General features: G+C 58.5%; 29 protein-coding genes. 2 read left to right on the top strand and 27 right to left on the bottom strand.

Annotated features, from left to right (window positions below; genetic code table 11):
* Window positions 1-101: 101 nt before the first annotated feature.
* Window positions 102-971, top strand: coding sequence for an oxaloacetate decarboxylase (locus RYC17_RS10980; RefSeq protein ID WP_002552494.1), 870 nt, complete (start codon window positions 102-104; stop codon window positions 969-971).
* 390 nt (window positions 972-1,361) lie between these two features.
* Here the strand turns inward: RYC17_RS10980 and RYC17_RS10985 are convergent, their stop codons facing one another.
* The 22 genes from RYC17_RS10985 to trmJ all read right to left on the bottom strand — a co-directional run bounded on the left by RYC17_RS10985 (window position 1,362) and on the right by trmJ (window position 20,569).
* Window positions 1,362-1,796: a hypothetical protein gene (locus tag RYC17_RS10985; RefSeq protein ID WP_058399612.1), complete on the bottom strand. Its 435-nt coding sequence runs from the start codon at window positions 1,794-1,796 to the stop codon at window positions 1,362-1,364.
* Window positions 1,797-1,855: 59 nt separating this feature from the next.
* Window positions 1,856-2,647: an amidohydrolase gene (locus tag RYC17_RS10990; protein WP_316903053.1), complete on the bottom strand. Its 792-nt coding sequence runs from the start codon at window positions 2,645-2,647 to the stop codon at window positions 1,856-1,858.
* Complete coding sequence (locus RYC17_RS10995; protein WP_316903055.1) at window positions 2,635-3,783, bottom strand: pyridoxal phosphate-dependent aminotransferase; 1,149 nt, start codon at window positions 3,781-3,783, stop codon at window positions 2,635-2,637. The genes RYC17_RS10990 and RYC17_RS10995 overlap by 13 nt, the downstream gene beginning before the upstream one ends.
* A gap of 109 nt (window positions 3,784-3,892) precedes the next feature.
* Window positions 3,893-5,365, bottom strand: a complete 1,473-nt coding sequence (der, locus tag RYC17_RS11000; protein ID WP_004666071.1) for a ribosome biogenesis GTPase Der — start codon at window positions 5,363-5,365, stop codon at window positions 3,893-3,895.
* A 138-nt stretch (window positions 5,366-5,503) separates the two neighbouring features.
* Window positions 5,504-6,658 (bottom strand): outer membrane protein assembly factor BamB, encoded by a 1,155-nt coding sequence (bamB, locus tag RYC17_RS11005; protein WP_316903057.1) that lies wholly within the window; start codon window positions 6,656-6,658, stop codon window positions 5,504-5,506.
* Window positions 6,651-7,292, bottom strand: coding sequence for a YfgM family protein (locus RYC17_RS11010; protein ID WP_002552488.1), 642 nt, complete (start codon window positions 7,290-7,292; stop codon window positions 6,651-6,653). Before RYC17_RS11010 ends, bamB begins: the two co-directional genes overlap by 8 nt.
* A gap of 39 nt (window positions 7,293-7,331) precedes the next feature.
* Complete coding sequence (gene hisS / locus RYC17_RS11015; protein ID WP_058407384.1) at window positions 7,332-8,621, bottom strand: histidine--tRNA ligase; 1,290 nt, start codon at window positions 8,619-8,621, stop codon at window positions 7,332-7,334.
* A 22-nt stretch (window positions 8,622-8,643) separates the two neighbouring features.
* On the bottom strand, window positions 8,644-9,753 hold the full coding sequence (gene ispG, locus RYC17_RS11020; RefSeq protein WP_004656273.1) for a flavodoxin-dependent (E)-4-hydroxy-3-methylbut-2-enyl-diphosphate synthase: 1,110 nt from the start codon (window positions 9,751-9,753) through the stop codon (window positions 8,644-8,646).
* A gap of 3 nt (window positions 9,754-9,756) precedes the next feature.
* Window positions 9,757-10,755 carry a helix-turn-helix domain-containing protein gene (locus tag RYC17_RS11025; RefSeq protein ID WP_010201603.1) on the bottom strand — a complete coding sequence of 333 codons (999 nt, stop codon included), beginning with the start codon at window positions 10,753-10,755 and terminating at the stop codon, window positions 9,757-9,759.
* The gene (gene pilW / locus RYC17_RS11030) at window positions 10,755-11,513 is read right to left on the bottom strand and encodes a type IV pilus biogenesis/stability protein PilW (protein WP_058399608.1); all 759 of its coding nucleotides are present in this window, start codon (window positions 11,511-11,513) and stop codon (window positions 10,755-10,757) included. Before pilW ends, RYC17_RS11025 begins: the two co-directional genes overlap by 1 nt.
* A gap of 26 nt (window positions 11,514-11,539) precedes the next feature.
* Window positions 11,540-12,688, bottom strand: coding sequence for a 23S rRNA (adenine(2503)-C(2))-methyltransferase RlmN (gene rlmN, locus RYC17_RS11035; RefSeq protein ID WP_002552483.1), 1,149 nt, complete (start codon window positions 12,686-12,688; stop codon window positions 11,540-11,542).
* A 33-nt stretch (window positions 12,689-12,721) separates the two neighbouring features.
* Window positions 12,722-13,147 (bottom strand): nucleoside-diphosphate kinase, encoded by a 426-nt coding sequence (gene ndk, locus RYC17_RS11040; RefSeq protein ID WP_002552482.1) that lies wholly within the window; start codon window positions 13,145-13,147, stop codon window positions 12,722-12,724.
* 96 nt (window positions 13,148-13,243) lie between these two features.
* Window positions 13,244-13,444 (bottom strand): Fe-S cluster assembly protein IscX, encoded by a 201-nt coding sequence (gene iscX, locus RYC17_RS11045; protein WP_002552481.1) that lies wholly within the window; start codon window positions 13,442-13,444, stop codon window positions 13,244-13,246.
* 14 nt (window positions 13,445-13,458) lie between these two features.
* Window positions 13,459-13,800: an ISC system 2Fe-2S type ferredoxin gene (fdx, locus tag RYC17_RS11050; protein ID WP_003433456.1), complete on the bottom strand. Its 342-nt coding sequence runs from the start codon at window positions 13,798-13,800 to the stop codon at window positions 13,459-13,461.
* 3 nt (window positions 13,801-13,803) lie between these two features.
* Window positions 13,804-15,666: a Fe-S protein assembly chaperone HscA gene (hscA, locus tag RYC17_RS11055; RefSeq protein ID WP_316903060.1), complete on the bottom strand. Its 1,863-nt coding sequence runs from the start codon at window positions 15,664-15,666 to the stop codon at window positions 13,804-13,806.
* A gap of 44 nt (window positions 15,667-15,710) precedes the next feature.
* Window positions 15,711-16,232, bottom strand: a complete 522-nt coding sequence (hscB, locus tag RYC17_RS11060; protein ID WP_316903062.1) for a co-chaperone HscB — start codon at window positions 16,230-16,232, stop codon at window positions 15,711-15,713.
* A gap of 11 nt (window positions 16,233-16,243) precedes the next feature.
* A complete protein-coding gene (gene iscA, locus RYC17_RS11065) occupies window positions 16,244-16,567 on the bottom strand; it encodes an iron-sulfur cluster assembly protein IscA (RefSeq protein ID WP_002552477.1) in 324 nt (107 codons plus the stop codon).
* A gap of 75 nt (window positions 16,568-16,642) precedes the next feature.
* Window positions 16,643-17,029 (bottom strand): Fe-S cluster assembly scaffold IscU, encoded by a 387-nt coding sequence (gene iscU, locus RYC17_RS11070; RefSeq protein WP_002552476.1) that lies wholly within the window; start codon window positions 17,027-17,029, stop codon window positions 16,643-16,645.
* An 81-nt stretch (window positions 17,030-17,110) separates the two neighbouring features.
* Window positions 17,111-18,325: an IscS subfamily cysteine desulfurase gene (locus RYC17_RS11075; RefSeq protein WP_316903064.1), complete on the bottom strand. Its 1,215-nt coding sequence runs from the start codon at window positions 18,323-18,325 to the stop codon at window positions 17,111-17,113.
* A 44-nt stretch (window positions 18,326-18,369) separates the two neighbouring features.
* A complete protein-coding gene (iscR, locus tag RYC17_RS11080) occupies window positions 18,370-18,861 on the bottom strand; it encodes a Fe-S cluster assembly transcriptional regulator IscR (protein WP_002552474.1) in 492 nt (163 codons plus the stop codon).
* A gap of 158 nt (window positions 18,862-19,019) precedes the next feature.
* Complete coding sequence (gene cysE / locus RYC17_RS11085) at window positions 19,020-19,796, bottom strand: serine O-acetyltransferase (RefSeq protein ID WP_058407387.1); 777 nt, start codon at window positions 19,794-19,796, stop codon at window positions 19,020-19,022.
* Entirely contained in the window at window positions 19,796-20,569 is a 774-nt protein-coding gene (gene trmJ / locus RYC17_RS11090) for a tRNA (cytosine(32)/uridine(32)-2'-O)-methyltransferase TrmJ (RefSeq protein ID WP_058399604.1), read from the bottom strand. The genes cysE and trmJ overlap by 1 nt, the downstream gene beginning before the upstream one ends.
* 215 nt (window positions 20,570-20,784) lie before the next feature.
* On the opposite strand from trmJ, the gene suhB reads away from it, so the two are divergent.
* On the top strand, window positions 20,785-21,600 hold the full coding sequence (suhB, locus tag RYC17_RS11095) for an inositol-phosphate phosphatase (RefSeq protein ID WP_002552472.1): 816 nt from the start codon (window positions 20,785-20,787) through the stop codon (window positions 21,598-21,600).
* 66 nt (window positions 21,601-21,666) lie between these two features.
* On the opposite strand, the gene RYC17_RS11100 is transcribed toward suhB, so the two are convergent.
* The 5 genes from RYC17_RS11100 to tgt all read right to left on the bottom strand — a co-directional run bounded on the left by RYC17_RS11100 (window position 21,667) and on the right by tgt (window position 26,672).
* Window positions 21,667-22,206, bottom strand: a complete 540-nt coding sequence (locus RYC17_RS11100; RefSeq protein ID WP_122259238.1) for a glycine zipper 2TM domain-containing protein — start codon at window positions 22,204-22,206, stop codon at window positions 21,667-21,669.
* Between the two features lie 108 nt (window positions 22,207-22,314).
* Entirely contained in the window at window positions 22,315-23,226 is a 912-nt protein-coding gene (secF, locus tag RYC17_RS11105) for a protein translocase subunit SecF (RefSeq protein ID WP_316903066.1), read from the bottom strand.
* 9 nt (window positions 23,227-23,235) lie between these two features.
* Window positions 23,236-25,104, bottom strand: coding sequence for a protein translocase subunit SecD (secD, locus tag RYC17_RS11110; RefSeq protein ID WP_058399602.1), 1,869 nt, complete (start codon window positions 25,102-25,104; stop codon window positions 23,236-23,238).
* A gap of 63 nt (window positions 25,105-25,167) precedes the next feature.
* Window positions 25,168-25,503 carry a preprotein translocase subunit YajC gene (gene yajC, locus RYC17_RS11115; RefSeq protein ID WP_002552468.1) on the bottom strand — a complete coding sequence of 112 codons (336 nt, stop codon included), beginning with the start codon at window positions 25,501-25,503 and terminating at the stop codon, window positions 25,168-25,170.
* A gap of 53 nt (window positions 25,504-25,556) precedes the next feature.
* Window positions 25,557-26,672, bottom strand: coding sequence for a tRNA guanosine(34) transglycosylase Tgt (gene tgt, locus RYC17_RS11120; protein ID WP_004656249.1), 1,116 nt, complete (start codon window positions 26,670-26,672; stop codon window positions 25,557-25,559).
* Window positions 26,673-26,677 lie beyond the last annotated feature (5 nt).

Consider the following 26,677-nt stretch of genomic DNA (forward strand, 5'->3'; position numbering starts at 1 on the left):
TTGATTTCCGGACGAAAAGAATGCTCGGGCAGACCCACCGTGCATTGAAATTACTATCGGCCTCGGTACGCTGAGCTGATCCAATCACATTTGGAGCGATTATGCCCAAGGCTTCCCATCAAGATTTGCGCCGCAGTTTCCGTGCGCTCACCTCGTCGAATTCATGCTTTCACACCGCCTCGGTATTCGACCCCATGTCAGCGCGAATCGCAGCGGACCTGGGCTTTGAAGTAGGCATCCTCGGCGGCTCTGTCGCATCGCTGCAAGTACTCGCAGCACCTGACTTCGCACTGATCACCCTCAGCGAGTTCGTTGAACAGGCCACGCGCATCGGCCGCGTTGCGCAGCTTCCGGTTATCGCGGACGCAGACCATGGTTATGGCAATGCCCTTAACGTCATGCGCACCGTTGTTGAACTGGAACGTGCCGGCATCTCGGCATTGACGATTGAAGATACCCTGCTGCCTGCGCAGTTCGGGCGCAAATCCACTGACCTGATTTCCACGGCTGAAGGCGTTGGCAAGATCCGCGCAGCACTGGAAGCGCGTGTCGATCCGGAGATGTCGATTTTCGCTCGTACCAACGCAGCGATCATCCCGGTTCAGGAAGCCATCAGTCGGGTTCAGCAGTATCAGGCTGCCGGGGCTGACGGCATTACCATCGTCGGCATTCGTGACTTTGATCACCTGGCGCAGATATCCGAAGGCGTGACCGTACCGCTGATGCTGGTGACTTACGGCAACCCTGAGCTGCACGACAATGCGCGTCTTGCCGAGATGGGCGTGAGAGTCTGCGTACATGGCCACGCCGCGTACTTTGCCGCGATCAAAGCCACCTACGACTGCTTGCGCGAACAACGCCAGATTCTGGGCAGCGAGTCGAACATGAGCGCTACCGAATTGACCCACACCTATACGCAGCCTGAAGACTACGTAGAGTGGGCACGCAAGTTCATGAATGTGAACGAGTAAGGGCTCTGGATACTGTGGCGCTCTGCGTCACAGATCTGCGCCAAACCGCACACTCAAAATCGGACGCAGAGCGTCCAGAACTGCATGCGACGCAGAGCGTCGCACGATAGTTGAGGTCATCGTTCCGCACGCTCCAGCGTGGGAACGCAGTTCTCGACGCTCTGCGTCGCAAGAGGCCGCAGAGCGCCCAGAACTGCATACGATGCAGAGCGTCGCACGATAGTTGAGGTTATCGTTCCGCACGCTCCAGCGTGGGAATGCCGTTCATGACGCTCTGCGTCATAAATCCACGCCGCACCGCACATTCAGGATCGGACGCAGAGCGTCCAGAACTGCATGCCGGCGCCGAGCATCGGCACGATAGTCCAGATCATCATCCGCGTCAGGACATCAGGCAGTGGTGTTGACGCCACCTTCAGTCTCCAGCTGCAGCAAGGATGCTTGCAGCGTCTGCAGGTTAGCGCTGGTGGACGCAATCTGGCCCTGAATCGCCATGGCTTTCTGGGCCTTTTCTTCCGCTGTGCCATTACCGCTTTGAGCGGCAGCCAATTGCGCCTGCTGTTGAGCCAGTTGCTTCTGGGCGTCCTTGATCTGCTGCTTTATCTGTTCGATCGTCTGATTAAGAGCCGATTTGCTGGAGCCACCAACGCTGCCCCCATCACCCGCTGCACCAGCCTTGCCACCTTCGGTGGAGGCCTGGTCAGAGGTCTTCTCGGTTTCAGTCGTGGTAGTTGCAGACTTGATTGCCTCTGCGTCGGTAGATTTAACCGCTAGGGTCAACGGGCTTGAATAGCTGTTCAATGTGGACGTATTGATGGTAATCATGGCGGTCTCCTAGGTGTCTGCACACGCTATCGGCCAACTCGTAACATTCTGAAGTAATTTTATTGAATATTAAAAGAGTCAGCGTCCAGGCCGGCCGGAAAGCGTGTGCGATAGGCTTGCAAGTCTGCCGCGCTTAACGTCGCACTGAACACTCCATCCGCTTCGCCTGCGCCCAACAGGCTCTCGCCTTGAAAATCCAGAACCTGACTGTCACCGGTGTACGCAAAGCCCTTCCCGTCCGACCCCACCCGATTTACCGCGGCAACATAGCACAGGTTTTCAATGGCCCTGGCGGGCAGCAGGCGGTTCCAGTGCAGACGTCGCGCGCCTGGCCAGTTGGCGGTGTACAGCAACAGGTCGGTGCTCTCGGCATCACGGCTCCAGACCGGGAAGCGCAGGTCGTAACAAATCAGCGGGCGAATACGCCATCCATTGAGCTCGAACATCACCTGACGCTCGCCCGGCGTGTAGTGTTCGTGTTCACCCGCCATACGAAACAAGTGACGCTTGTCGTAATGCAGCAACTCGCCATCCGGTCGCGCCCACAGCAGACGGTTGCGATAACTGCCATCGGCAGCGCGAATGATGACGCTGCCGGTCACCACCGCATTGATCCGCTTAGCCTGCGCCAACAGCCAGGTCGATGTAGGCCCCGCTTCAGGCTCAGCCAGGGCCTCGGACTCCATCGAGAACCCGGTAGTGAACATTTCAGGCAGGATCACCAGATCAGCGCCATGCGCCTGGCCCAGCAAGTGTTCGAAATGCTCCAGGTTGGCCTCGCGATCATGCCATGCCAGAGTCGTTTGAATCAGCGCAAGATTCAGGTTTGGCAGTTCGCTTATATCGCGCATAGTTTCTCCGCCGCCTGACGCAACGTGTCCTCTTGCTTGGCGAAGCACAGGCGGATCAGACGCTGGCCTGCTGGAGGGCTCTGGTAGAACACAGAAATCGGAATGCTCGCCACACCGTGTTCACGGGTCATCCACAGCGCCATGTCCACGTCATTCAGGTCAGGCCGTATCTGCGAGTAATCGACCAACTGGAAATAAGTACCGCCAACAGGCTGGAAGCTGAAACGCGATTCAGCCAGATGACCACAGAAAAAGTCGCGCTTGGCCTGGTAGAAACCTGGCAGCTCGTCGACATGCTCCGGGTGCTCGGCCATGAAATCGGCCAGCGCGTACTGCAATGGCGTCACGCCACAGAAACTCACGTACTGATGCACCTTGCGCAACTCGGATGTCAGCGCGGCTGGCGCGACCACGTAGCCGGTTTTCCAGCCGGTAACGTGATAAGTCTTGCCGAACGAGCTGACGACGAAGGCGCGCTGGTACAGTGCTTCGTGATCAAGCACGCTGACATGGCGCGCGCCATCGAACACAAGATGTTCGTAGACTTCATCGCTGAGCAGGTAGATATCACGATCGGCAATCAGCGCAGCCAGTCGATCAAGCTCGGAGCGACTGATCAGGGCACCGCTGGGGTTGTGCGGGCTGTTGATGACAATCATGCGCGTACGCGGGCTCAGTGCATCGCTGAGCTTTTGCCAGTCGATGGAGAAGTCATCCAGCCCCAGTTGCACATGGACGCAGCGCCCACCGGCCAACTCGACAGCGGGCTCGTAGCTGTCATAGCAAGGGTCGAAAATAATCACTTCGTCGCCAGCGCGAATAACGCTATGGATCGCGCAGAAAATCGCCTGCGTGGCACCCGGTGTGATGGTGATCTCGCTGTCCGGATTGACCGTACGGCCATAGCTGCGGGCGATCTTTGCCGCGACCTGCTGACGAAGTGCCGGCAGCCCGGTCATCGGTGAGTATTGGTTATGACCTTGAGTGACATGCCGACAGACCGCATCGCGCAGCGCCTGCGGCCCATCGAAATCGGGAAAACCCTGGGACAGGTTGATAGCGCCGGTTTCGGCGGCCAGCTGTGACATGACGGTAAAGATAGTGGTGCCCACGTTGTGCAACTTGCTGTCGATCATGGAACCCTTTCCCTGCAATCTCCCGGCACCGGGTGGCACGGGTCAGGCAGGATAGCCCATTAAACAGGCACAAAAAAAGGCGCCGAAGCGCCTTTTTCCAGATGCCGACTCAGCGCTTGTCGCGGCGCTTCTTATCGGCTTTCTTGTGGTGCGACATCATCCGGCGCTTCTTGTTGACCTGACGGTCGGTCAGCGTGTTCTTGTTACCTTCGTACGGGTTCTCGCCACCCTTGAACTCGATGCGGATCGGCGTACCGACCAGCTTGAGCACGCGGCGATAGGTGTTTTCCAGATACCGGACATAGGACTTCGGTACTTTTTCGACCTGGTTGCCGTGGATCACGATCAGCGGCGGGTTGGCGCCGCCCAAGTGAGCGTAACGCAACTTGATACGGCGGCTGCCGACCATAGGTGGCGCGTGCTCACTGACCGCATCTTCCAGAATCTGGGTCAGACGGCTGGTTGGCCAGCGCGTTACGGCAGACTTGAATGAGTTCTGCACCGACTGATACAGGTTACCCACGCCCGTGCCGTGCATCGCAGAGATGAAGTGGATGTCTGCGAAGTCGACGAAGAACAACCGGCGTTCCAGTTCGATCTTCACAAAATCACGTTCACCCGGCGTCATGCCATCCCACTTGTTCAGCGCGATAACCAGCGCACGACCCGCTTCAAGGGCGAAGCCCAGCAGGTTCAGGTCGTGGTCGACCACACCTTCGCGGGCGTCCATGACAAAGATCACCACGTTGGCGTCCTTGATGGCCTGCAGCGTTTTGACCACCGAGAACTTTTCAACTTCCTCGTGGATCTTGCCGCGCTTACGCACACCGGCAGTGTCGATCAGCGTGTACTTCTCTTCATTACGCTCGAAGGGAATGTAGATACTGTCGCGCGTGGTGCCTGGCTCGTCATAGACGATAACCCGGTCTTCACCCAGCATACGGTTGACCAGCGTCGACTTGCCGACATTGGGACGCCCGATGATGGCGATCTTGATGCCGTCTTTTTCGCTCGGACCAGGAATGCGCTTGGCTTCCTGACCTTCGGCAACTTCCTCGACCTCCTCGCCCTCTTCCAGCTCGTCTTCGTCCTTGGGGAACTCCCGCAGGGCGATTTCGAGCATCTGCGAGATGCCACGACCATGGGCACCAGCCACCGGAATGGCGTCGCCCAGACCCATCGGGCTGAACTCGGCACGTGCCAGGTTTTCGTCGATGTTGTCGATCTTGTTGGCAACCACGTAGGAACGCTTGTTACGTTTGCGCAGGTGCTCACCAATCATCTGATCAGCAGCGGTATAGCCTGCACGGGCGTCCACCAGAAACAGCACCACATCGGCTTCTTCAATGGCCAGCAGCGACTGCTCGGCCATCTTTTCGTCCATGCCATGCTCGTCACCGGAGATACCGCCGGTGTCGATCAGAATATAGGAGCGCCCTTGCCACTTCGCCTCTCCGTATTGGCGATCACGGGTAAGACCGGACAGATCACCGACAATAGCGTCGCGAGTCCTGGTCAGGCGGTTGAACATGGTGGACTTGCCGACGTTCGGTCGACCCACCAGGGCGATTACGGGAACCATGCGGCTCTCCACTTCGTTATTTCAGAAAATACAAAAGCCGCTGCAGGGCAGCGGCCGGAGTTCGGGGCGATGCCACAAAGGCACCGCAGCCTTGCCGAAGCAAGGGCACCCGAGGCCATTGGCCCCGGGCATGGACACTTATTGCTTGATGGTCAGGGCTTCCAGTTTGCCGCTGTTGCCATACACGTAAATCATGTCCCCAACCACCAGCGGACGAGCACGCAGGCCGTCGCTGTCGATACGTTCGCGACCGACAAAACGACCGTCCACCTGGCTCAACAGGTGCAGGTAGCCTTCCATGTCACCGACCGCTACATAGCTGGAATACACTTCCGGCGCGCCGAGCTGGCGGCGAGCCAGTGATTCGTTGCTCCACAGTGCAGAGGACGAACGCTCGTCGATACCTTCGACAGTGCCGGAGGCCAGGGTTGCGTAAACGCTGCCAAAGCCCTGGGCAACGCCCGAGTAGCTCGAAGCATCACGCTGCCAGAGCACACGACCGCTTTCCAGGTCCAGACCGGCGACGCGACCCTGATAGGTAGCGACGTACAGTGTACCGCCGGACAGCAACAGGCCGCCGTCGATATCCACAACACGATCCAGTTCCGAGCGACCTTGCGGGATGGCAACACGCTGCTCCCAGACAGGCACGCCGTTGGTAATGTCCAGCGCGACGACCTTACCGGTTGACAGACCCGCCACAGCAAGACGATTGGTTGCAAGTGGAGCACCGGTACCGCGCAGGGTCAGCACCGCTGGAGTACTTTCGTAAATCCAGAGCTGGGAACCGGTAGAAGCGTCGAAACCGACGATGCGGTCATCCTGAGTCTGAACCACTACCACAGAACCGTTGGTGGCAGGCGGAGCCAGCACTTCGCTGGTCACGCGAGCGCGCCACTTTTCCTCACCGGAGGTGGCGTCCATGGCAATGACTTCACCCTTGAGGGTACCGATCATCACCAGGCTATAGCCCACGCCGACTGCACCGGAAACCGGCAGATCGAGATCTTTCTTCCAGATCACATCACCGGTCAGACGATCCAGCGATACGACTTCGCCAGTGACGTCAGCCGCATAGATGCGGTCGCCATCGATGGCTGGCACGAGCATGTTGTACGTCTTGCCCTGACCGTCGCCGACGGAACGGCTCCATTGCTTGTGCAGAACCACTTCTTCTTTGAAGTCGGTCAGCTCGGCCGGAGGCAATTCCTTTTTGCTGTTGCTGCTGCAACCCGCGGCCAGAATGGCCAGAGCCAGCAATGCTGCATGTTTCCAACGAATCACGTCACGCATCCCCTTTCGCCAGATCGTCGAGCTTCATTTGCAGGCCACCCACTGCTGCGTCTTCGGACAGAGCGGATTTGGCCTTTTGGTATGCAGCATACGCCTCGTCGGTACGACCCAGCTGTACCAGCAGGTCACCCTTGAGTTCTTCACGACTGGCGAGGAAAGCCTTGTCGGCATCGCCGTCGAGCAGCTTCAGCGCGTCATCGGTCTTGTTCTGCGCAGCCAGCACGCGTGCCAGACGCTGACGGGCAATCTCGCCCAGCGTGTCATTGGCAGGCTTGTCGGCCACGGTTTTCAGCTCGGCTGCAGCATCGTCCAGCTTGCCGGCATCGACCGCCACCTTGGCGACGAACAGGCTACCGAACTGTGCATAGGTAGTGCCACCGAATTCGCTTTTCAGTTTGCCGGATATCTCGGCGACACGTGCGGTGTCTGCCTGGCCACTGGGCGTCAGCGCGGTTTCCAGCAATTGCTGATAAAGCATCGAGGCGCCTTGCGACTGGCTGGCCTGATACCTGTGCCAGAACTGCCAACCCAAGACCACGACCAACGCGAGCAGACCACCGGTCAACAGGGGTTTGCCGTTACGCTGCCACCAGTCCTTCATTACCGCCAGCTCTTCATCTTCGGTACCCGACACCCCAATACTCCTATTCGCTAAACGGCTGTTAAATCAGCTTCAACCCTGCACAACGCAGGAGGCCAGGTGCTCTGACAGAGCGTCCCAGGCAATATTTTGTTGTTCACCCTGACCGCGCAGGGGTTTGACGCCAATGACCTTCGCCGCCAGTTCTTCTTCACCGAGAATCAGCGCATACAGCGCACCGCTCTTGTCGGCTTTCTTGAACTGGCTCTTGAAGCTGCCGGCACCGGCGTTGACCTGCAAACGCAGGCTCGGCAACTGATCGCGCACCTGTTCGGTGAGAGCCAGCGCAGCCAGCTCAGATGCTTCGCCAAATGCGCACAGGTAAACATCGACCTGACGGGCAATTTCTTCCGGGACCTGCCCGAGGGTTTCAAGCAACAGAACCAGACGCTCGATACCCATCGCGAAACCAACGCCGGTAGTCGGCTTGCCGCCCATCTGCTCGACCAGACCGTCATAACGACCGCCTGCACAGACCGTACCCTGGGCACCCAATTGGTCGGTGACCCACTCGAAAACGGTCTTGCTGTAGTAATCCAGCCCGCGAACCAGCTTCGGGTTGATGACATAAGGAATGCCGGCTGCGTCCAGACGGGCCTTCAGGCCTTCGAAGTGAACGCGGGATTCGTCATCCAGATAATCTGCCAGCTTTGGAGCATCGACCAGCACAGCCTGGGTTTCGGGGTGTTTGGTGTCCAGCACGCGCAGCGGATTGGTTTTCAGACGACGCTGGCTGTCTTCGTCGAGTTGATCAAGACGTGCCGACAGAAACTCGACCAGCGCATCACGATAACGCGCACGCGCTTCGCTGGTGCCCAGGCTGTTGAGTTCAAGCTTGACCGCATTGCGAATGCCCAGCATGCCCCACAGGCGCCAGGTCATGACGATCAGTTCGGCATCGATGTCCGGACCGTCAAGATTGAAGACCTCGACACCAATCTGGTGAAACTGGCGATAACGGCCTTTCTGTGGACGCTCGTGACGAAACATCGGCCCGATGTACCACAGTTTCTGAACCTGACCGCCACCGGTGATGCCGTGCTCCAGGACCGCACGCACACAGGCAGCAGTACCTTCCGGACGCAGGGTCAGGGAGTCGCCGTTGCGATCGGCGAAGGTGTACATTTCCTTCTCGACGATATCGGTCACTTCACCGATGGAGCGCTTGAACAGCTCGGTGAATTCGACGATAGGCATACGAATCTGCCGGTAACCGTAGTTATCCAGCAGACGTGAAACGGTGCCTTCGAAGTGGCGCCACAGCGGCGTCTGCTCGGGCAGGATGTCGTTCATGCCACGAATGGCTTGTAGAGACTTACTCACAGAAAATCCTTAGCAATCCTGGTTAGCCGCGCACGATGACAGATGCGTCGGCTTCGGCCTTTTCAGCCGCTTTCTCGCGAATCAAGCGTTCAAGCTCGTCCACGAGATTGTCGTTGGTCAGTTTCTGCGCAGGCTTGCCGTCGATGTAAATCAGGTTCGGCGTACCACCAGTCAGGCCGATATGCGCTTCCTTGGCCTCGCCCGGACCGTTGACTACACAACCGATCACTGCGACATCAAGCGGCACCAGCAAATCTTCAAGGCGACCTTCAAGCTCGTTCATGGTCTTGACCACATCGAAGTTCTGCCGCGAGCAGCTCGGGCAGGCGATGAAGTTGATACCACGGGAACGAAGGCGCAACGATTTGAGGATGTCGTACCCGACTTTCACTTCCTCGACCGGATCAGCAGCCAGCGAGATGCGGATAGTATCGCCAATTCCTTCGGCAAGCAGCATTCCAAGACCGACAGCCGATTTCACCGTGCCTGAACGCAAGCCGCCAGCTTCGGTGATACCCAGGTGCAGCGGCTGGACGATCTGTTTGGCCAGCAGGCGGTAGGCTGCGACGGCCATGAACACATCGGATGCCTTGACGCTGACCTTGAAGTCCTGAAAGTTCAGGCGCTCCAGGTGCTCGACGTGGCGCAACGCAGACTCCACCAACGCCTCTGGCGTCGGCTCGCCGTACTTCTTCTGCAGGTCTTTTTCCAGCGACCCGGCGTTGACGCCGATGCGGATCGGAATACCGCGATCACGCGCAGCATCGACCACGGCCCGCACCCGGTCTTCACGACCGATATTGCCCGGATTGATACGCAGGCAGTCGACACCCAGTTCAGCCACACGCAATGCGATGCGATAGTCGAAGTGGATGTCGGCGACCAATGGCACTTTGACCAGTTGCTTGATGCGACCAAAGGCTTCGGCAGCGTCCATGTCCGGTACAGAAACACGCACGATGTCGACACCGGCAGCTTCCAGACGGTTGATCTGGGCGACAGTGGCCGCAACATCGTTGGTATCGCTGTTGGTCATGCTCTGCACGGCAATCGGCGCATCACCGCCGACCGGTACGGAACCGACCCATATTTTTCGGGATTCGCGACGCTTGATTGGAGATTCGCCGTGCATGACTTATTGCCCTAGCTTCAGGCGAGCAGTTTCGCCGCTGGTAAAAGGTGCCACGTCTACAGGCTGACCGTTGTAGCTGACCTGCGCGCCGCGCGCGTAGCCCAGACGCAGGGTCAACGGCGGCTTGCCGCTGACGTCCAGGCTGTCGCCCTTGCGCTTGAGGCCGCTGACCAGCACCTTGCCGTTTCCGTCAGTAACCTGGGTCCAGCAATCGGCGACGAACTGCACAGTAACCTGACCGGCCCCGGCCATGACTGGCGCTGGCTGCTCGGCTGGTGCAGTCGGCATCGACGGTACGGTCGGCGCAGCAACAGGCGCTTGTGGAGCATTTGCTGGCGGCGTAGCGGTGGCCGGTGTCTGCGCAGGCGCATGACTCGTAACACCTGCAGTAGGAGCAGCAGGCGTCGCGCTCGGCGATTCACTGGCAGGCGCACCGGTGTTCAACGGCAGCGAAGTCTGTCCGGCAGTAGGCGTTTCGGCCACTGCGGGCTCTTCCGGCTCGTCCAGCGGGTGAATCTGAGTGGTGCCGTCGGCGCTTTCGACCTCGACGTGCTCCATGTTCAGCCCGGACTGGTCCCTGCCACGCAGAGAAGCCTGATCCTGCCACCAGAAGAAACCGCCACCGACCAGAAGCACCAGCAACAACAGGCTGACGATACGCAGGATGTTGTGTGACAGCCTGACCGGCTCTTCGATACGGCCCAATGCGTGGACCGAACTGCCCTTGCCATCGGTGCCGGTGAACTGGTCGAACTGTTCGACCAGCGCCGCCTGATCGAGGTCAAGCAGCTTGGCGTAGGCGCGTACATACCCCCGGGCAAACGTATGCCCAGGCAGCTTTTCAAAATGTCCGTTCTCCAGATTGCTCAGGGAGGTCACGGTGAGGTTCAGTCTCAAAGCCACATCTGGCAGCGACCAGCTCCTGCTCTCGCGGACCTGGCGCAGGGTTTCTCCAGGGTTCACGCGGGTGGTTGCTACAACTTCGGGATGCGCCGCTTTCATCATTGCTCCGACAGGTATTGCTGATATTCCGGCGTACCGGGATAGAGTCTTTTCAACAGCAGACCAAAACTGGCCGCCTTGTTACGATCATCATAGATCTTCGCCAGGCGTGTACCGAGCAATAGACTACGTGCATTTTGCTCGCTGAGTTGGCTAAAACGGTCGTAATAATCACGCGCCGGCACATATTGCTTGTCTTCGTAGGACATCTGCGCCATTTCCAGCAGCGACCTTGGCAACTGACGGTCCAGGCGCAACGCCTTGGTAAAATGCTCACGGGCCTGATCGCGGTTACCCAGCTTCAGCGAAGTCATACCCAGGCTCTCAAAGACCCGCGACCGCTCAGGATACAGGTTGTCGGCAGCGGCCTGCTCAAAACGCTCGTAGGCTTCCTTGTAACGCTTTTGTTCGAACAGAAAACTGCCGTAATTATTGACGATGCGTGTTTCGTTGTTACTGGAGGCCAGCGCCTTGCGAAAGTACTGCTCTGCAAGCTCCGGCTCCATCTCGGTCTGGAACACCAGCGCCAGCGCGGCATTGGCCTGCGCGTCGGAACTGTCCAGTTCGAGCGCCTTTTTCAGCGGAACCTTGGCGCGCTCGGTCTGCCCCTGCTGAAAGTAACCCAGCCCGAGCTGCACGTACGCTCTGCGCGCTTCCTCACGCCCCTGCGCCGTTGTCAGCGGGTTGACGTTGCCGGTGGATACGCACGCCGTCAGCAGCATGAAAACACATAGCAGCAGCGAGGCACGCACAGACATGGAGTCTCTCTCGATCAGGTTGGCAGTCAGGTTCGAGTCGCCGCAACCGGGGCCGTCTCGGCCTCGGCGCTCAACTCACGCACAGCAATGTAGCGTTCACTACGGCGTGTACGGTCCATCACCTGCCCGACCAGTTGGCCGCATGCTGCATCAATGTCTTCACCGCGCGTGGTGCGCACAGTGACGTTATAACCAGCCTGATGCAACAGGTCCTGAAAACGACGAATCGCGTTATTGCTGGGACGCTCGTAACCGGAGTGCGGAAACGGGTTGAACGGGATCAGGTTGATCTTGCAAGGCGTGTCCTTGAGCAGCTCGATCATCTCGACGGCGTGTTCAACCTTGTCGTTGATGTCCTTGAGCATGGTGTATTCAATGGTGAGCACACGCTTTTCGCCCAGACTGGACATGTAACGGCGGCAGGAATCAAGGAGCATTTGCAGCGGGTATTTCTTGTTGATCGGCACCAGCTGGTTACGCAGCGCATCGTTCGGTGCGTGCAGCGACAAGGCCAGGGAAACGTCGATATGCTTGGAAAGCTCATCGATCATTGGTACCACACCGGAGGTGGACAACGTCACCCGGCGCTTGGAGATGCCATAGCCCAGGTCATCCATCATCAGATGCATGGCAGCAATGACATTGTCGAAGTTCAGCAGCGGCTCACCCATGCCCATCATCACCACGTTGGTGATGGCACGGTCGACGGTCGCCGGTACGCTGCCAAAGGATTTGTTGGCAATCCACACCTGACCGATGACTTCGGCGGCGGTGAGGTTGCTGTTGAAGCCTTGCTTGCCGGTGGAGCAGAAACTGCAATCCAGGGCACAGCCCGCCTGGGACGAAACACACAAGGTGCCCCGCTTGCCCTGCGGGATATAGACGGTCTCGACGCAGCTGCCGGACTCTACGCGCACGACCCATTTACGGGTACCGTCGCTGGAGATGTCCTCGCTGACCACTTCAGGACCGCGAACCTCGGCACACGCCTTGAGCTTTTCGCGCAGGGCCTTGCTGACGTTCGTCATCGCGTCGAAATCGTCGACGCCGAAGTGGTGAATCCACTTCATGACCTGACCGGCACGGAAGCGCTTCTCCCCGATAGAGTCGAAGAATTTCTCCATTTCCTGTTGAGTCAGCCCCAGCAGGTTGGTTTTACCAGTCGATGCAATCATGAATTCACCCTTCACTCGTCAGTCAAAAATGACTTAGCGAGCGGTTACTTCGGTAGCTGCGAAGAAGTACGAGATTTCGCGAGCGGCGGCTGCTTCGGAATCGGAGCCGTGAACAGCGTTGGCGTCGATGGAATCAGCGAAATCAGCACGGATGGTGCCGGCAGCAGCTTCTTTAGGGTTGGTAGCGCCCATCAGCTCGCGGTTCAGAGCGATAGCGTTTTCGCCTTCCAGAACCTGAACGACTACCGGACCGGAGATCATGAAAGCAACCAGGTCGCCGAAGAAACCGCGAGCGCTGTGCTCAGCGTAGAAACCTTCAGCTTCGGCCTTGGACAGTTGCTTCAGCTTGGAAGCGACAACGCGCAGACCGGCTTTTTCGAAACGAGTGGTGATCTCGCCGATTACGTTCTTGGCAACGGCGTCAGGCTTGATGATGGAGAAAGTACGTTGAACAGCCATGGTGAAACTCCAGAAGCAGTGATTGAAGCGAAAAATTAAACCCGCGAATTATACGCGGGTTCTGGTGTATTGCCTAACTGCGTACGTTACTGAACGTCAATCGGCCTCTTCGATCCATAACCCTTGGATCGCCTCGAGAACCTTTTCCCCACTACGGTCCGGGTGGTCATCGAACTCAGGCAAGGCCATGACCAGATTACGCAGCCTGGGAAAACTCACAGTCAGCGGATCGACATCCGGGTGGCTTTCAGCCAGCTGGATGGCGATTTCCTGCACATCAACCCATTTGAGACTCATGAGCAATCCTTGAATCAGTGTGGCGCTTCAGCGGCGTGGTTGAGCGAATACTTGGGTATTTCGACCGTGAGGTCTTCGTTGCCGACAATGGCCTGACAGGACAGACGCGATTGCGCTTCCAGGCCCCAGGCTTTGTCGAGCATGTCTTCTTCCAGCTCATCGGCTTCATTCAGCGAACCGAAACCTTCGCGGATGATGCAATGGCAGGTGGTACAGGCACACACGCCACCACAGGCGCTTTCAATCTCGATGTGGTGCTCGTGGGCAATATCGAGAATAGACGTGCCCGGCTCCACTTCTACAACCAGCCCGTCCGGACAATGCTCGGCGTGGGGCAGAAAAATCACCTGCGGCATCAGTTATTCCTCAATCTCATTCAAGTTGCGCCCGGCCAGTGCGGCTTTTACCGTCGAATCGAGGCGTCGGGCAGCAAATGCGTCGGTCACCTGCGACAGACGCTTGGTCTGCTGCTCGATGGCATAACCATCGGTGCCTTGCATCAATTCACGTAATTCGTTCATCTGCAGGTTGATGACCAGGCGCTCTTCTTCGTCGAGAAGACGCTCACCATCAGCCTCAAGGGCACCTTGAACCGCTTCGAGCAAGCGCTCGGCGTCAACCTGGTGCTCGCGCAGCACACGAGCGACCTTGTCGTCGCCGGCATACTCGAAGGAGTCCTTGAGCATGCGGGTGACTTCGTCATCGGTCAGCCCATAGGAAGGCTTGACCTGAATGCTCGACTCGATACCCGAGCCCATTTCACGCGCCGAAACGCTGAGCAGACCGTCAGCATCAACCTGGAAGGTGACACGAATCTTTGCCGCACCCGCGACCATCGGCGGGATGCCACGCAGCTCGAAGCGCGCCAGCGAACGACAGTCGCTGATCAATTCGCGCTCGCCCTGCAGGACATGAATCTTCATGGCCGTCTGGCCATCCTTGTACGTGGTGAATTCCTGACCACGTGCCACAGGGATGGTGGTGTTGCGCGGAATGACCTTCTCCATCAGCCCGCCCATGGTTTCCAGCCCCAGCGAGAGCGGGATCACATCGAGCAGTAGCAGTTCACCACCATCACGCTTGTTGCCTGCCAGAGTATCGGCCTGGATCGCAGCCCCGATGGCCACCACTTGATCCGGGTCAATCTCGGTCAATGGCTGACGACCAAACAGCTCGGCGACAGCCTCGCGCACACGCGGAACACGGGTCGAACCACCCACCATGACCACCGCCTCGACTTCTTCAAGCTCGATACCGGTATCACGCACCGCACGACGACACGCCTTGAGACTGCGCGCGATCATGGGTTCGATCAGCGCATTGAGCGCATCGCGAGTCAGGGTGCCACGCCAGTCACCATAGGCGACCTCAACAGACTCGGCGTCGGTCAAGGCTTCCTTGGCCGAGCAGGCTGCCTGCAACAGGCTGCGTTGAGCGGAAGGGTCGATGTCGGCAGACAAACCGGCATCAGTGACAATCCAGTTGGCTATCGCATGATCGAAGTCATCGCCACCCAGAGCGGTATCGCCGCCAGTGGCCAGTACTTCAAACACACCGCCGGTCAGGCGCAGGATCGAGATATCGAAAGTCCCGCCACCCAGATCATAGATGGCAACCACACCTTCGGCTTTCTGATCCAGGCCATAGGCGACCGCCGCCGCCGTGGGCTCATTGAGCAGGCGCAGTACGTTGAGGCCCGCCAGTCTGGCAGCGTCCTTGGTCGCCTGACGCTGAGCGTCATCGAAGTAAGCAGGAACGGTGATCACCGCGCCTACCAGCTCGCCACCCAACGAGGCTTCTGCGCGCTGGCGCAGGACCTTGAGAATGTCGGCAGACACTTCAACCGGGCTTTTCGGCCCCTGCACGGTGTCGATGAACGGCATGTGCGACTCGCCGCCAACAAAGCGATAAGGCAGTTGCTCGCCCAATTGCTTGACGTCAGTCAGCCCGCGACCCATTAGGCGCTTGACCGACAGAACGGTGTTGAACGGGTCCTGGGAAGCAGCGACTTTCGCTGACTGCCCCACTTCGACACGATCAGCGTGATAGCGCACGGCGGACGGCAGAATGACCTGCCCTTCTGCATCGGCCAGCGGCTCGGACAGGCCGCTGCGCACTGCAGCAACCAGAGAATTGGTAGTACCCAGGTCGATACCCACAGCCAGGCGACGCTGGTGCGGTTGAGGACTCAGGCCGGGTTCGGCGATCTGCAGTAAAGCCATGCTGTTCAGAATAATCACTGGCGCGCGACCGAAGCCGCGCGGGGTTAATCGTCGAGGCGCTCTTCTAACTGGCGCACTTCGTGAGAGAGCTTGTCGAGAAACTGCATGCGCCGCATCAGCTTTTCAGCGTGATCGCGTTGTGCAGCATCGTTCCAACAGGCAGCGAAGCTCTGGTTCAGCTCGTCCTGAGCGACCTTGAGCTGGCGCTTGAAGGTCGCAACGCCAACGAGATCAGCTTCTTCCTGCAAGTCCTCGAGGTCTTCGCGCAATTGCATCTGCTGCAGAAGGAACTCGGGATCGTGCACGGTGACCTCAAGCGGCACCTCGTTGCCATTCATTGCCAGCAGGTAACGCGCCCTTTTCGGCGGGCTTTTCAGGGTCTGATAGGCCTCGTTGAGACTGGCCGAGCGCTCCAGCGCCACACGCTGCTCACGCTCGGGGGCATCCGCAAAGCGATCCGGATGCACGTTACGCGCAAGCTCACGGTAGCGCGTGGCCAGCTGGTCAAGATCAAGCTGAAACTCGGGCTTGAGGTCGAACAGGGCGAAGTGACAGGGAGTACCCACAATAAAAAGCCTCAGACGTTGAAGCTTTCGCCACAGCCGCACTCACCGCGCGAGTTAGGGTTGTTGAACTTGAAGCCTTCGTTCAACCCTTCGCGCACGAAGTCGAGCTCGGTGCCATCCAGATAGACCAGGCTTTTCGGGTCAATGATCACCTTGACGCCGTGCATTTCAAACACAGTGTCTTCGCCGGCCGCCTCATCGACGAACTCGAGCACATAGGCAAGACCTGAACAACCTGTGGTGCGAACACCCAGACGAACGCCATCACCCTTGCCGCGCCCCTCAAGGGAACGTCGTACGTGGTTAGCGGCAGCTTCTGTCATGCTGATAGCCATCGGAACTCCTTAGCCTGTTGCATTAGCCTGTTGCAGTTGACTCTGTTGCAAGCGTCTATTGAAAAGCCTGCTTGCTTACAGCAGACCTTTCTTCTGCTTGTAATCGCGAACGGCCGCCTTGATGGCGTCTTCAGCGAGTACCGAGCAGTGAATCTTCACTGGCGGCAGCGCCAGCTCTTCAGCCAGCTGAGTGTTCTTGATGGTCTCTGCTTCATCCAGAGTCTTGCCCTTCATCCACTCGGTCGCCAGCGAGCTGGAGGCAATGGCCGAACCGCAGCCGTAAGTCTTGAACTTGGCGTCTTCGATAACGCCCTGTTCGTTAACCTTGATCTGCAGACGCATTACGTCGCCGCACGCTGGAGCGCCGACCATGCCGGTGCCGACATCAGGATCTTCCGCGTTCATCTTGCCGACGTTACGTGGGTTCTCGTAGTGGTCGATGACCTTTTCGCTGTAAGCCATGATTCTATTCCTCTCACATCAGGGAGCCGCTCTGCAGGTCACGCGCAATTGCACATGACCTGTGTTGGAGGCGACTTTAAATTAGTGCGCCGCCCACTCGATCTTGGAGATGTCGACGCCGTCTTTGAACATGTCCCACAGCGGCGAAAGTGTGCGCAGCCGGGTGACAGCCTCGCAAACCTTCTGCGCGGCGTAATCGATTTCTTCTTCCGAGCTGAAACGGCCGAAGGTGAAACGAATCGAGCTATGCGCCAGCTCATCGTTGCGACCCAGGGCACGCAGCACGTACGAAGGCTCAAGCGAGGCCGAGGTACAGGCTGAACCGGACGATACCGCCAGATCCTTGAGCGCCATGATCAGCGACTCGCCTTCGACGTAGTTGAAGCTCAGGTTCAGGTTGTGCGGTACGCGGGCAGTCAGGCTGCCGTTGACGTAAAGCTCTTCCAGATTTTCGACCTGCTTGAAGAAACGATCACTGAGTGCCTTGATGCGCACGTTTTCAGCAGCCATTTCTTCCTTGGCAATGCGGAATGCTTCGCCCATACCGACGATCTGGTGGGTCGCCAGGGTACCGGAACGCATGCCACGCTCGTGACCGCCGCCGTGCATGGTCGCTTCAAGGCGAACACGCGGCTTGCGGCTGACGTAGAGCGCGCCGATGCCCTTAGGACCATAGGTCTTGTGCGCCGAGAACGACATGAGGTCAACCTTGAGGCTGGCCAGATCGATTTCAACCTTGCCGGTCGACTGCGCGCCGTCAACGTGGAACAGCACGCCACGCGAACGGGTCAGTTCACCGATCGCAGCGATGTCGTTGATAGTGCCGATCTCATTGTTCACATGCATGACCGAAACCAGGATGGTGTCGTCGCGCAGTGCCGCTTCAATCATGGCAGGCGTGATCAGACCGTCTTCACCTGGCTCGATGTAGGTAACTTCGAAACCTTCGCGTTCCAGCTGGCGAGTAGTGTCGAGGACAGCCTTGTGTTCGACCTTTGACGTGATCAGGTGTTTGCCTTTGCTGGCGTAGAAATGCGCAACACCCTTGATAGCCAGGTTGTTGGATTCGGTGGCACCCGAGGTCCAGACGATTTCGCGCGGGTCGGCGCTGACCAGATCAGCGACCTGACGACGGGCGTTCTCGACCGCTTCTTCGGCTTTCCAGCCAAAAACGTGGGAGCGCGAGGCCGGATTGCCGAAGTTTCCTTCGACGGTCAGGCATTCGATCATTTTCTGCGCGACACGCGGATCGACCGGGGTCGTCGCGGAGTAGTCGAGGTAAATTGGCAATTTCATTGAAGCTCTCCTATCAGGCAGGCGCACCGCTCATTCATCTGCGTTCATTCGACGGCGGACGTTTCGATCTTACCCAGTTGCGACATGTGGTTATGACCACGGCGCATATCCTGGCGCTGAGCGACTTCTTGTACCTCACGGCGAGTGACAAGATCCGCCAAGCTGATACCGCTTAGAAATTCGTGAATCTGCTGGCTCAGGTCGCACCACAAGTGGTGGGTCAGGCAGGTATCGCCAGCGTGGCAATCGCCCAGACCCTGACAGCGTGTGGCGTCGACCGATTCATTGACCGCGTCGACAACCTGAGCCACCTGGATACCTTTCATGTCGCGCGACAGCTGGTAACCACCACCCGGGCCACGAACACTGGAAACCAGATTGCCGCGACGCAGCTTGGCGAACAGCTGCTCGAGGTAGGACAGGGAAATGCCCTGCCGCTCGGAGATGTCGGCCAGAGACACTGGCCCGTTCTGCGCGTGCAACGCCAAGTCAAGCATGGCTGTTACAGCGTATCGGCCTTTAGTAGTCAGTCGCATGGCGTATACCGCAGAGGTTCGGAATGAGAGCGAGTATGCTATTCCCGAGTAAAAGAGTCAACTATTAGACCAAGTAAAACAGTCGGGATTAGCGAAAAGTGCGGGCTGCATCATAGCAAAGGTGCGACGTAATGGCACGCGTCACACCGCCGTGCCACCTAGCCAACCTTGCCTTCGTGACGATCCTTGACGCAGTCGAATACTTCATCACGCAGCTCGGGAAGGTCTTTGGCGCAGTAATCGCTGCCCAGCCTGCCGAGCGCATCGCACATGCCCTCGAGGCGACCGTCGACCGCCTGCAAATGGTCGAGCAACTGGCCAATGGCGCGAGCGATAGGGTCCGGCATGTCGGCGCTGACGCCATATGCGTCGAAACCGAGCTTTTCAGCCATGACCTTGCGCCGGGCTTCGGTTTCATCGTCGGACTTGACGATGATGCGCCCCGGAATGCCCACGGCCGTTGCCCCCGCAGGCACCGCCTTGGTCACCACTGCGTTGGAACCAATCTTGGCACCGGCACCCACCGTGAACGGCCCGAGCACCTTGGCACCCGCCCCCACCACGACGCCGTCTTCCAGCGTCGGGTGACGCTTGCCGGCATTCCAGCTGGTACCGCCCAGGGTCACGCCCTGGTAAAGCGTCACGTCATTGCCGATCTCGGCGGTTTCGCCGATCACGATGCCCATGCCGTGGTCAATGAAAAAACGGCGACCGATGCGCGCCCCCGGGTGGATCTCGATACCGGTCATCCAGCGACCGAAGTTGGAGACCAGCCGCGCGAGCCACTTCCAGCCGTTGCGCCACAGAATGTGCGCAAAGCGGTGCAACCATATGGCATGCATGCCCGGATAGCAGGTCAGCACCTCAAAGGCATTGCGCGCAGCAGGGTCGCGATGGAATACGCTTTGAATGTCTTCTCGCAGACGCTTGAACATTACTGATCCTTCCGCTTGTAGGGCTCACCGCGTGCGGCCTTCTGAGTTTCGGTGAGCACACCGCGCAGGATACTCAGCTCGGATCGCTCGACCTCGCTACGCCCGTACAGCCTGCGCAGTCGTGCCATCAGATGACGCGGCTTTTCCGGATCAAGGAAACCGATGGCCACAAGCGTGGCTTCGAGGTGCGTGTAAAAGCCTTCCATCTCATCCATCGTCGCCAGCTCGGCATTATGCGCCGAGACCGCTCTGGGCGTTTCGCCCTGCTCTGACTGTGCCGAAGCGGCCAGCCAGGCCATGCGCACTTCGTAGCTGAGCACCTGTACAGCCGCAGCAAGGTTCAGCGAGCTGAACCCGGGGTCCGACGGGATGTGCACATGAAAGTGGCAACGCTGCAGCTCTTCATTGGTCAGGCCGGCGTGCTCGCGACCGAAGACCAGCGCCACTTCCGCGCCCTCTCCGGCCTGCTCGATGACCTTCTCACCGGATGCGCGCGGATCGAGTAGCGGCCACGGCAGACTGCGATCACGCGCGCTGGTGCCGAGCACCAGACGACAGCCGACCAACGCGTCTTCAAGGGTCGCGACAACCTGCGCACCTTCAAGAATATCGGTGGCACCTGACGCACGCGCATCGGCATCAGGCGAAGGAAAGATGCGCGGATCGACCAGCACCAGACGCGAAAGCCCCATGTTTTTCATGGCGCGAGCGGCCCCGCCGATATTTCCGGGATGGGTAGTGCCGACCAGGACAACACGAATGTTCTGCAACAAAGCGAACGCTCACTGACGCGAATTAGGGGGGCAAATCTTACAGAAACGGTTCGACTAACGCTATGAAGCTGTGCGGACCGGAAGATCGGAACTGACCGCTTGCGACATGAAAAAATCCACCCGAACCCGACAACCGTAACAACGCAAGGCTGGAAATAATTCGAATCAGCCCATAGAATGCCCGGCTCTCTTTAACAACCTTAGGTGAATTGTCCATGCAGCCCATGCTGAATATCGCGCTGCGCGCCGCCCGCAGCGCCAGCGAATTGATTTTCCGCTCCATCGAGCGCTTGGATACCATCAAGGTTGACGAAAAAGAAGCCAAAGACTACGTCACAGAGATCGACCGCGCCGCCGAACAGAGCATCATCACCGCTCTGCGCAAGGCCTACCCGACTCACGGCATCCTTGGCGAAGAAAGCGGCCTGCACGAAGGCAGCGGCGAAGGCACCGACTACCTGTGGATCATCGACCCGCTGGACGGCACTACCAACTTCGTTCGCGGCATCCCGCACTTTGCTGTCAGCATCGCCTGCAAATATCGCGGTCGCCTTGAGCACGCTGTTGTTCTGGACCCGGTCCGCCAGGAAGAATTCACCGCCAGCCGTGGTCGCGGCGCTGCCCTGAACGGTCGCCGTCTGCGCGTCAGCCAGCGCAAGAGCCTGGAAGGCGCACTGCTCGGCACCGGCTTCCCGTTCCGTGACAACCAGATGGACAACATCGAGAACTACCTGGGCATGTTCCGCAGCCTGGTAGGCCAGACCGCCGGCATCCGCCGCGCAGGCGCTGCAAGCCTCGACCTGGCTTATGTCGCTGCCGGTCGCTTCGATGCGTTCTGGGAGTCGGGCCTGTCCGAATGGGACATGGCAGCGGGCGCTCTGTTGATTCAGGAAGCAGGCGGTCTGGTCAGCGATTTCACCGGTGGTCACGACTTCCTCGAGAAAGGCCACATCGTTGCGGGCAACACCAAATGCTTCAAGGCCGTGCTGACCGCAATCGCACCGCACCTGCCGCCTTCGCTCAAACGCTAAGCTGCAGACATAAAAAAACCGGCGAAAGCCGGTTTTTTTATGTCTTCTGAAGCTCAGCGGCTGGCGTTACTGCGCCTGACCCAATATCAGCTGACCGTTCTTGTCGACCGGAATCTGGCTACCCGGATCACGCTCCATACGAACCTGACCCACTTTCTCGTTCAACTTGTATTTGACGTTGTAACCCACAACCTTGTCGCTCACATCATTGACCGTCGTGCAGCGGTTCTGCGTAGTGGTGTAGGTATCACGCTCCTGCATGCCTTCCTGAACCTTGTTGCCCGCATAACCACCACCTACCGCACCCGCAACTGTAGCGATCTTCTTGCCGTTACCGCCACCGATCTGGTTAGCCAGCAAACCACCGGCAACCGCGCCAATAACGCTACCGACGATCTGATGCTGGTCCTTGACCGGCGCCTGACGGGTAACGGTTACGTCCTTGCAAACTTCACGGGGGGTTTTGATCTGCTGATTGATCGGCTCTACCGCCAATACATCCGCATACTCAGGACCACCCTTGACCAAGCTATAGGTGGCAACGGCGCCGCCAGCAGTCACTACAGCAGCACCTAACACAGCACCAACAAGCATAGACTTGTTCACTTGAACCTCCTGACCAATCGAAACGCAGCATGACTGCGCAATGCCTAGCCTTGGAGCATAAAAAAAGGCGCGAGTTCAGCACTCGCGCCTTTTTTATGATGGCCGGACCTACGGGAGGTCGTCAGCCTTCTCGACGACCACTGGAGGAATCAGGTCCTCGGTGGTCAGGTTCAGCCAGATCAGCACCACGTTGGCGATGTAGATGGACGAGTAGGTACCCGCCAGTACGCCGATGAACAACGCGATGGAGAAGCCTTCCAGGCTGTCACCGCCAAACACCCACAATGCCACGATCGCCAACAGGGTCGAAACCGAGGTGGCAATGGTGCGCAGCAGTGTCTGCGTGGTGGAGATGTTGATGTTCTCGATCAGCGAAGCCTTGCGCAGCAGACGGAAGTTTTCGCGTACCCGGTCGAAGACCACGATGGTGTCGTTCAGCGAGTAACCGATGATCGCCAGCACCGCCGCCAGCACCGTCAAGTCGAAGGTGATCTGGAAGAACGACAGGATACCCATCGTCACCACCACGTCGTGGATCAGCGACACGATCGCCCCGACTGCGAATTTCCACTGGAAGCGGAATGCCAGGTAAATCAGAACACCGCCCAGCGCCATCAGCATGCCGAGGCCGCCCTGATCGCGCAGCTCTTCACCCACTTGCGGGCCGACGAACTCGACACGCTTGACCACTGCCGGGTTATCGGCACCGGCCTTGCGCAGCGCTTCAGCGACCTGAGCGCCCAATTGCGGGTCTTCACCCGGCATGCGCACCAGCAAGTCAGTGGTGGCACCGAAGCTCTGCACAACGGCTTCATGATAGCCCGCTGAAACCAGCTCTTGGCGAACCTTGCCCAGATCGGCTGGACGCTCGTAGGTCAGCTCGATGAGCGTACCGCCGGTGAAGTCCAGACCAAAGTTGAGCCCTTTATGGAACCAGCTGAACAGCGCCAGTACGGTAAGGAGCATTGTGATGGCGAACGCAACATTGCGAACGCCCATGAAGTTGATGGTACGTAACATGGCAGCCCCTTAAATCCACAACTTCTTGAAGTCACGACCGCCGTAGATCAGGTTGACCATAGCGCGGGTCACCATGATGGCCGTGAACATCGAGGTAAAGATCCCGAGCGACATGGTCACCGCAAACCCCTTGACCGGGCCGGTGCCCATCGCAAAGAGAATGCCGCCGACCAGCAGCGTCGTCAGGTTGGCGTCGAGGATCGCCGTGTAGGCACGATCGAAACCTTCGTTGATAGCACGCTGAACCGTCATGCCGTTGGCGATCTCTTCACGAATACGCGAGAAGATCAGCACGTTGGCATCCACCGCCATACCCATGGTCAACACGATACCGGCGATACCTGGCAGGGTCAGTGTTGCACCCAGCAAGGACATCAGTGCCAGCAGCATGACCATGTTAAAGGCCAGTGCGACGGTCGCGATCAGACCGAAGAAGCGGTAGATCGCCATGATGAACAGCGAGACGAACAGCATGCCCCACAGGGAAGCATCGATACCCTTGGTGATGTTGTCGGCACCCAGGCTCGGGCCAATGGTGCGTTCTTCAGCGAAGTACATCGGTGCCGCCAGACCACCAGCACGCAACAGCAGCGCCAGTTCGGAAGATTCACCCTGACCGTTCAGACCGGTAATCCGGAACTGACTGCCCAGCGGCGACTGAATGGTCGCCAGACTGATGATTTTCTTTTCTTCCTTGAAGGTCTGCACCGGCACGTCTTTTTCGACGCCGTTGACCATCTGTTTGGTGTAGGTGGTGGTCGGACGCTGCTCGATGAAGATCACCGCCATGCTGCGACCCACATTGCTGCGGGTTGCGCGGCTCATCAGCTCGCCACCGTGGCCATCAAGATTGATGTTCACCTGTGGACGGCCATGCTCGTCGAAGCTGGCCTTGGCGTCAGTCACCTGATCGCCAGTGATGATCAGACCACGCTCCACCGCCGCTGCCGGACGACCGCCTTCGCGGAATTCGAACATCTCGGTGGTGCCTTTCGAATCATCCGGGCCTGCGCCCAGACGGAATTCGAGGTTGGCGGTCTTGCCCAGAATACGCTTGGCTTCGGCCGTGTCCTGCACACCCGGCAGCTCGACCACGATGCGGTTGGCACCCTGGCGCTGAACCAGCGGCTCGGCAACGCCCAGCTCGTTGACACGATTACGCACGGTAGTCAGGTTCTGCTTGATCGAGTATTCGCGAATCTCGGCCAGCTTGGCCGGCGTCAACGCCATGCGCAGTACGGGAATACCGTTCAGCTCGGCAGGCGTGATTTCGAAATCGGTGAAGGTCTTGCGCACCAGTGCACGAGCCTGCTCGCGCTCTGCGTCATCGGTAAAGCCCAGCTGAATCACATTGCCCAGTTGCGGCAGGCTGCGATAACGCACCTTTTCCTTGCGCAACAGGGATTTGACTTCGCCTTCATAAACCTTCAGACGTGCATCGATCGCCTTGTCCATGTCGACTTCCAGCAGGAAGTGCACACCACCGGACAGGTCGAGACCGAGCTTCATCGGGCTTGCACCCAGGTGACGCAACCAGGTCGGCGTGGTACGCGCCAGGTTCAGCGCAACGACATAGTCGTCACCCAACGCCTTGCGCACGACATCCTTGGCTGGCAACTGGTCTTCCTGCTTGCTCAGACGCAACAAACCGCCCTTGCCATTCTCGGCCAGAGAAGAAGCCTTGACCGAGATGCCGGCATCGGCAAGCGCCTTGGCTGCACGATCCACGTCTGCCTGATTGACTTGCAGTGCAGTGCTTGCACCGCTGATCTGGATGGCAGAATCATCAGGGTAGAGATTGGGTGCGGAATAAATAAAACCGACCACCAGCACCGCCAGGATCAGTATGTATTTCCACAGAGGGTATTTGTTCAGCATCACGCCGCCCGCTTAAAACGCGGGGCGCCTTGCGCGCCCCGTCGATGGGTAAAAAGTTACTGCTCAGATCGCTTTCAGGGTGCCTTTTGGCAGAGTGGCCGCGATGGCGCCCTTCTGGATTTTCAGCTCAACGGTGTCAGACACTTCGATCACTACGAAGTCGTCGGTCACTTTGTTGATCTTGCCCGCGATGCCGCCGCTGGTCACAACTTCATCGCCTTTCTGCAGGTTGCCCAGCAGGTTTTTCTGCTCTTTGGCGCGCTTGGCCTGTGGACGCCAGATCATCAGGTAGAAGATGACCAGGAAGCCGACCAGGAAAATCCACTCGAAACCACTGCCCGCAGGACCGGCAGCCGGTGCAGCAGCATCCGCAAAAGCGGGAGAGATGAAAAAGCTCATTTGTCGCTCCAGTTACATAATTAGTATAAAAAGCAGGAAAAACTCGTTCTGTTTCAACCCAGAGGCGGCGTTGGAAGGCCGCGTTTGGCATAGAAGGCATCGACGAAGGCGGCCAATGTACCCTGTTGAATAGCCTCGCGCAAACCAGCCATAAGCAGCTGGTAGTGGCGCAAATTGTGGATCGTATTCAGCATGCTCCCCAGCATTTCTCCGCACTTGTCCAGGTGATGCAGATAAGCGCGCGAGAAGTTCTTGCAGGTGTAGCAATCGCAGGTCGGATCCAGCGGCGAATTGTCGTGGCGATGGAACGCGTTACGAATTTTCAGCACACCGGTATCGGTAAACAAGTGGCCATTGCGGGCGTTGCGGGTCGGCATCACACAGTCGAACATGTCAACGCCGCGGCGCACACCTTCGACCAGATCTTCCGGCTTGCCTACTCCCATCAAGTAACGAGGTTTGTCTGCTGGCATAAGGCCCGGCAGATAGTCCAGCACCTTGATCATCTCGTGCTTGGGCTCGCCTACCGACAGGCCGCCAATCGCCAGACCGTCAAAGCCGATCTCATCCAGACCTTCCAGCGAACGCTTGCGCAGGTTCTCGTGCATCCCACCCTGAACGATGCCGAACAACGCAGCAGTGTTTTCTCCATGCGCAACCTTGGAGCGCTTGGCCCAACGCAACGACAGCTCCATGGAGACCCGCGCTACATCTTCGTCGGCCGGGTACGGCGTGCATTCGTCGAAGATCATCACGACGTCCGAGCCCAGATCACGCTGAACCTGCATCGACTCTTCAGGGCCCATGAACACCTTGGCACCATCAACCGGCGAGGCGAAGGTCACGCCCTCCTCCTTGATCTTGCGCATGGCGCCCAGGCTGAACACCTGAAAACCGCCGGAGTCGGTCAGAATCGGTCCCTTCCACTGCATGAAATCGTGCAGGTCACCATGGCCCTTGATGACTTCAGTGCCCGGACGCAGCCACAGGTGAAACGTGTTGCCCAGAATCATCTGCGCACCAGTGGCCTCGATATCACGCGGCAGCATGCCCTTAACCGTGCCATAGGTGCCCACCGGCATAAACGCCGGGGTCTCGACTACGCCACGCGGAAAGGTCAGGCGACCGCGACGGGCCTTGCCGTCGGTGGCCAACAACTCGAAAGACATACGAC

Source organism: Pseudomonas syringae group sp. J248-6 (assembly GCF_032586995.1).
Taxonomy (GTDB): Bacteria; Pseudomonadota; Gammaproteobacteria; order Pseudomonadales; family Pseudomonadaceae; genus Aquipseudomonas; species Aquipseudomonas amygdali.

Coding starts and splice junctions, on each gene's coding strand:
- bamB (WP_316903057.1), bottom strand. CDS start 6,658: ATGCGTGACGTGATTCGTTGGAAACATGCAGCATTGCTGGCTCTGGCC.
- RYC17_RS10980 (WP_002552494.1), top strand. CDS start 102: ATGCCCAAGGCTTCCCATCAAGATTTGCGCCGCAGTTTCCGTGCGCTC.
- fdx (WP_003433456.1), bottom strand. CDS start 13,800: ATGCCGCAGGTGATTTTTCTGCCCCACGCCGAGCATTGTCCGGACGGG.
- secF (WP_316903066.1), bottom strand. CDS start 23,226: ATGTTACGTACCATCAACTTCATGGGCGTTCGCAATGTTGCGTTCGCC.
- der (WP_004666071.1), bottom strand. CDS start 5,365: ATGGTTCCCGTAATCGCCCTGGTGGGTCGACCGAACGTCGGCAAGTCC.
- pilW (WP_058399608.1), bottom strand. CDS start 11,513: ATGTCTGTGCGTGCCTCGCTGCTGCTATGTGTTTTCATGCTGCTGACG.
- iscA (WP_002552477.1), bottom strand. CDS start 16,567: ATGGCTATCAGCATGACAGAAGCTGCCGCTAACCACGTACGACGTTCC.
- RYC17_RS11025 (WP_010201603.1), bottom strand. CDS start 10,755: ATGAAAGCGGCGCATCCCGAAGTTGTAGCAACCACCCGCGTGAACCCT.
- iscR (WP_002552474.1), bottom strand. CDS start 18,861: ATGCGACTGACTACTAAAGGCCGATACGCTGTAACAGCCATGCTTGAC.
- rlmN (WP_002552483.1), bottom strand. CDS start 12,688: ATGATTGCATCGACTGGTAAAACCAACCTGCTGGGGCTGACTCAACAG.
- tgt (WP_004656249.1), bottom strand. CDS start 26,672: ATGTCTTTCGAGTTGTTGGCCACCGACGGCAAGGCCCGTCGCGGTCGC.
- suhB (WP_002552472.1), top strand. CDS start 20,785: ATGCAGCCCATGCTGAATATCGCGCTGCGCGCCGCCCGCAGCGCCAGC.
- iscU (WP_002552476.1), bottom strand. CDS start 17,029: ATGGCTTACAGCGAAAAGGTCATCGACCACTACGAGAACCCACGTAAC.
- RYC17_RS10995 (WP_316903055.1), bottom strand. CDS start 3,783: ATGATCGACAGCAAGTTGCACAACGTGGGCACCACTATCTTTACCGTC.
- hscA (WP_316903060.1), bottom strand. CDS start 15,666: ATGGCTTTACTGCAGATCGCCGAACCCGGCCTGAGTCCTCAACCGCAC.
- yajC (WP_002552468.1), bottom strand. CDS start 25,503: ATGAGCTTTTTCATCTCTCCCGCTTTTGCGGATGCTGCTGCACCGGCT.
- RYC17_RS11075 (WP_316903064.1), bottom strand. CDS start 18,325: ATGAAATTGCCAATTTACCTCGACTACTCCGCGACGACCCCGGTCGAT.
- cysE (WP_058407387.1), bottom strand. CDS start 19,796: ATGTTCAAGCGTCTGCGAGAAGACATTCAAAGCGTATTCCATCGCGAC.
- ispG (WP_004656273.1), bottom strand. CDS start 9,753: ATGCACGGCGAATCTCCAATCAAGCGTCGCGAATCCCGAAAAATATGG.
- iscX (WP_002552481.1), bottom strand. CDS start 13,444: ATGAGTCTCAAATGGGTTGATGTGCAGGAAATCGCCATCCAGCTGGCT.
- RYC17_RS10985 (WP_058399612.1), bottom strand. CDS start 1,796: ATGATTACCATCAATACGTCCACATTGAACAGCTATTCAAGCCCGTTG.
- ndk (WP_002552482.1), bottom strand. CDS start 13,147: ATGGCTGTTCAACGTACTTTCTCCATCATCAAGCCTGACGCCGTTGCC.
- RYC17_RS10990 (WP_316903053.1), bottom strand. CDS start 2,647: ATGCGCGATATAAGCGAACTGCCAAACCTGAATCTTGCGCTGATTCAA.
- secD (WP_058399602.1), bottom strand. CDS start 25,104: ATGCTGAACAAATACCCTCTGTGGAAATACATACTGATCCTGGCGGTG.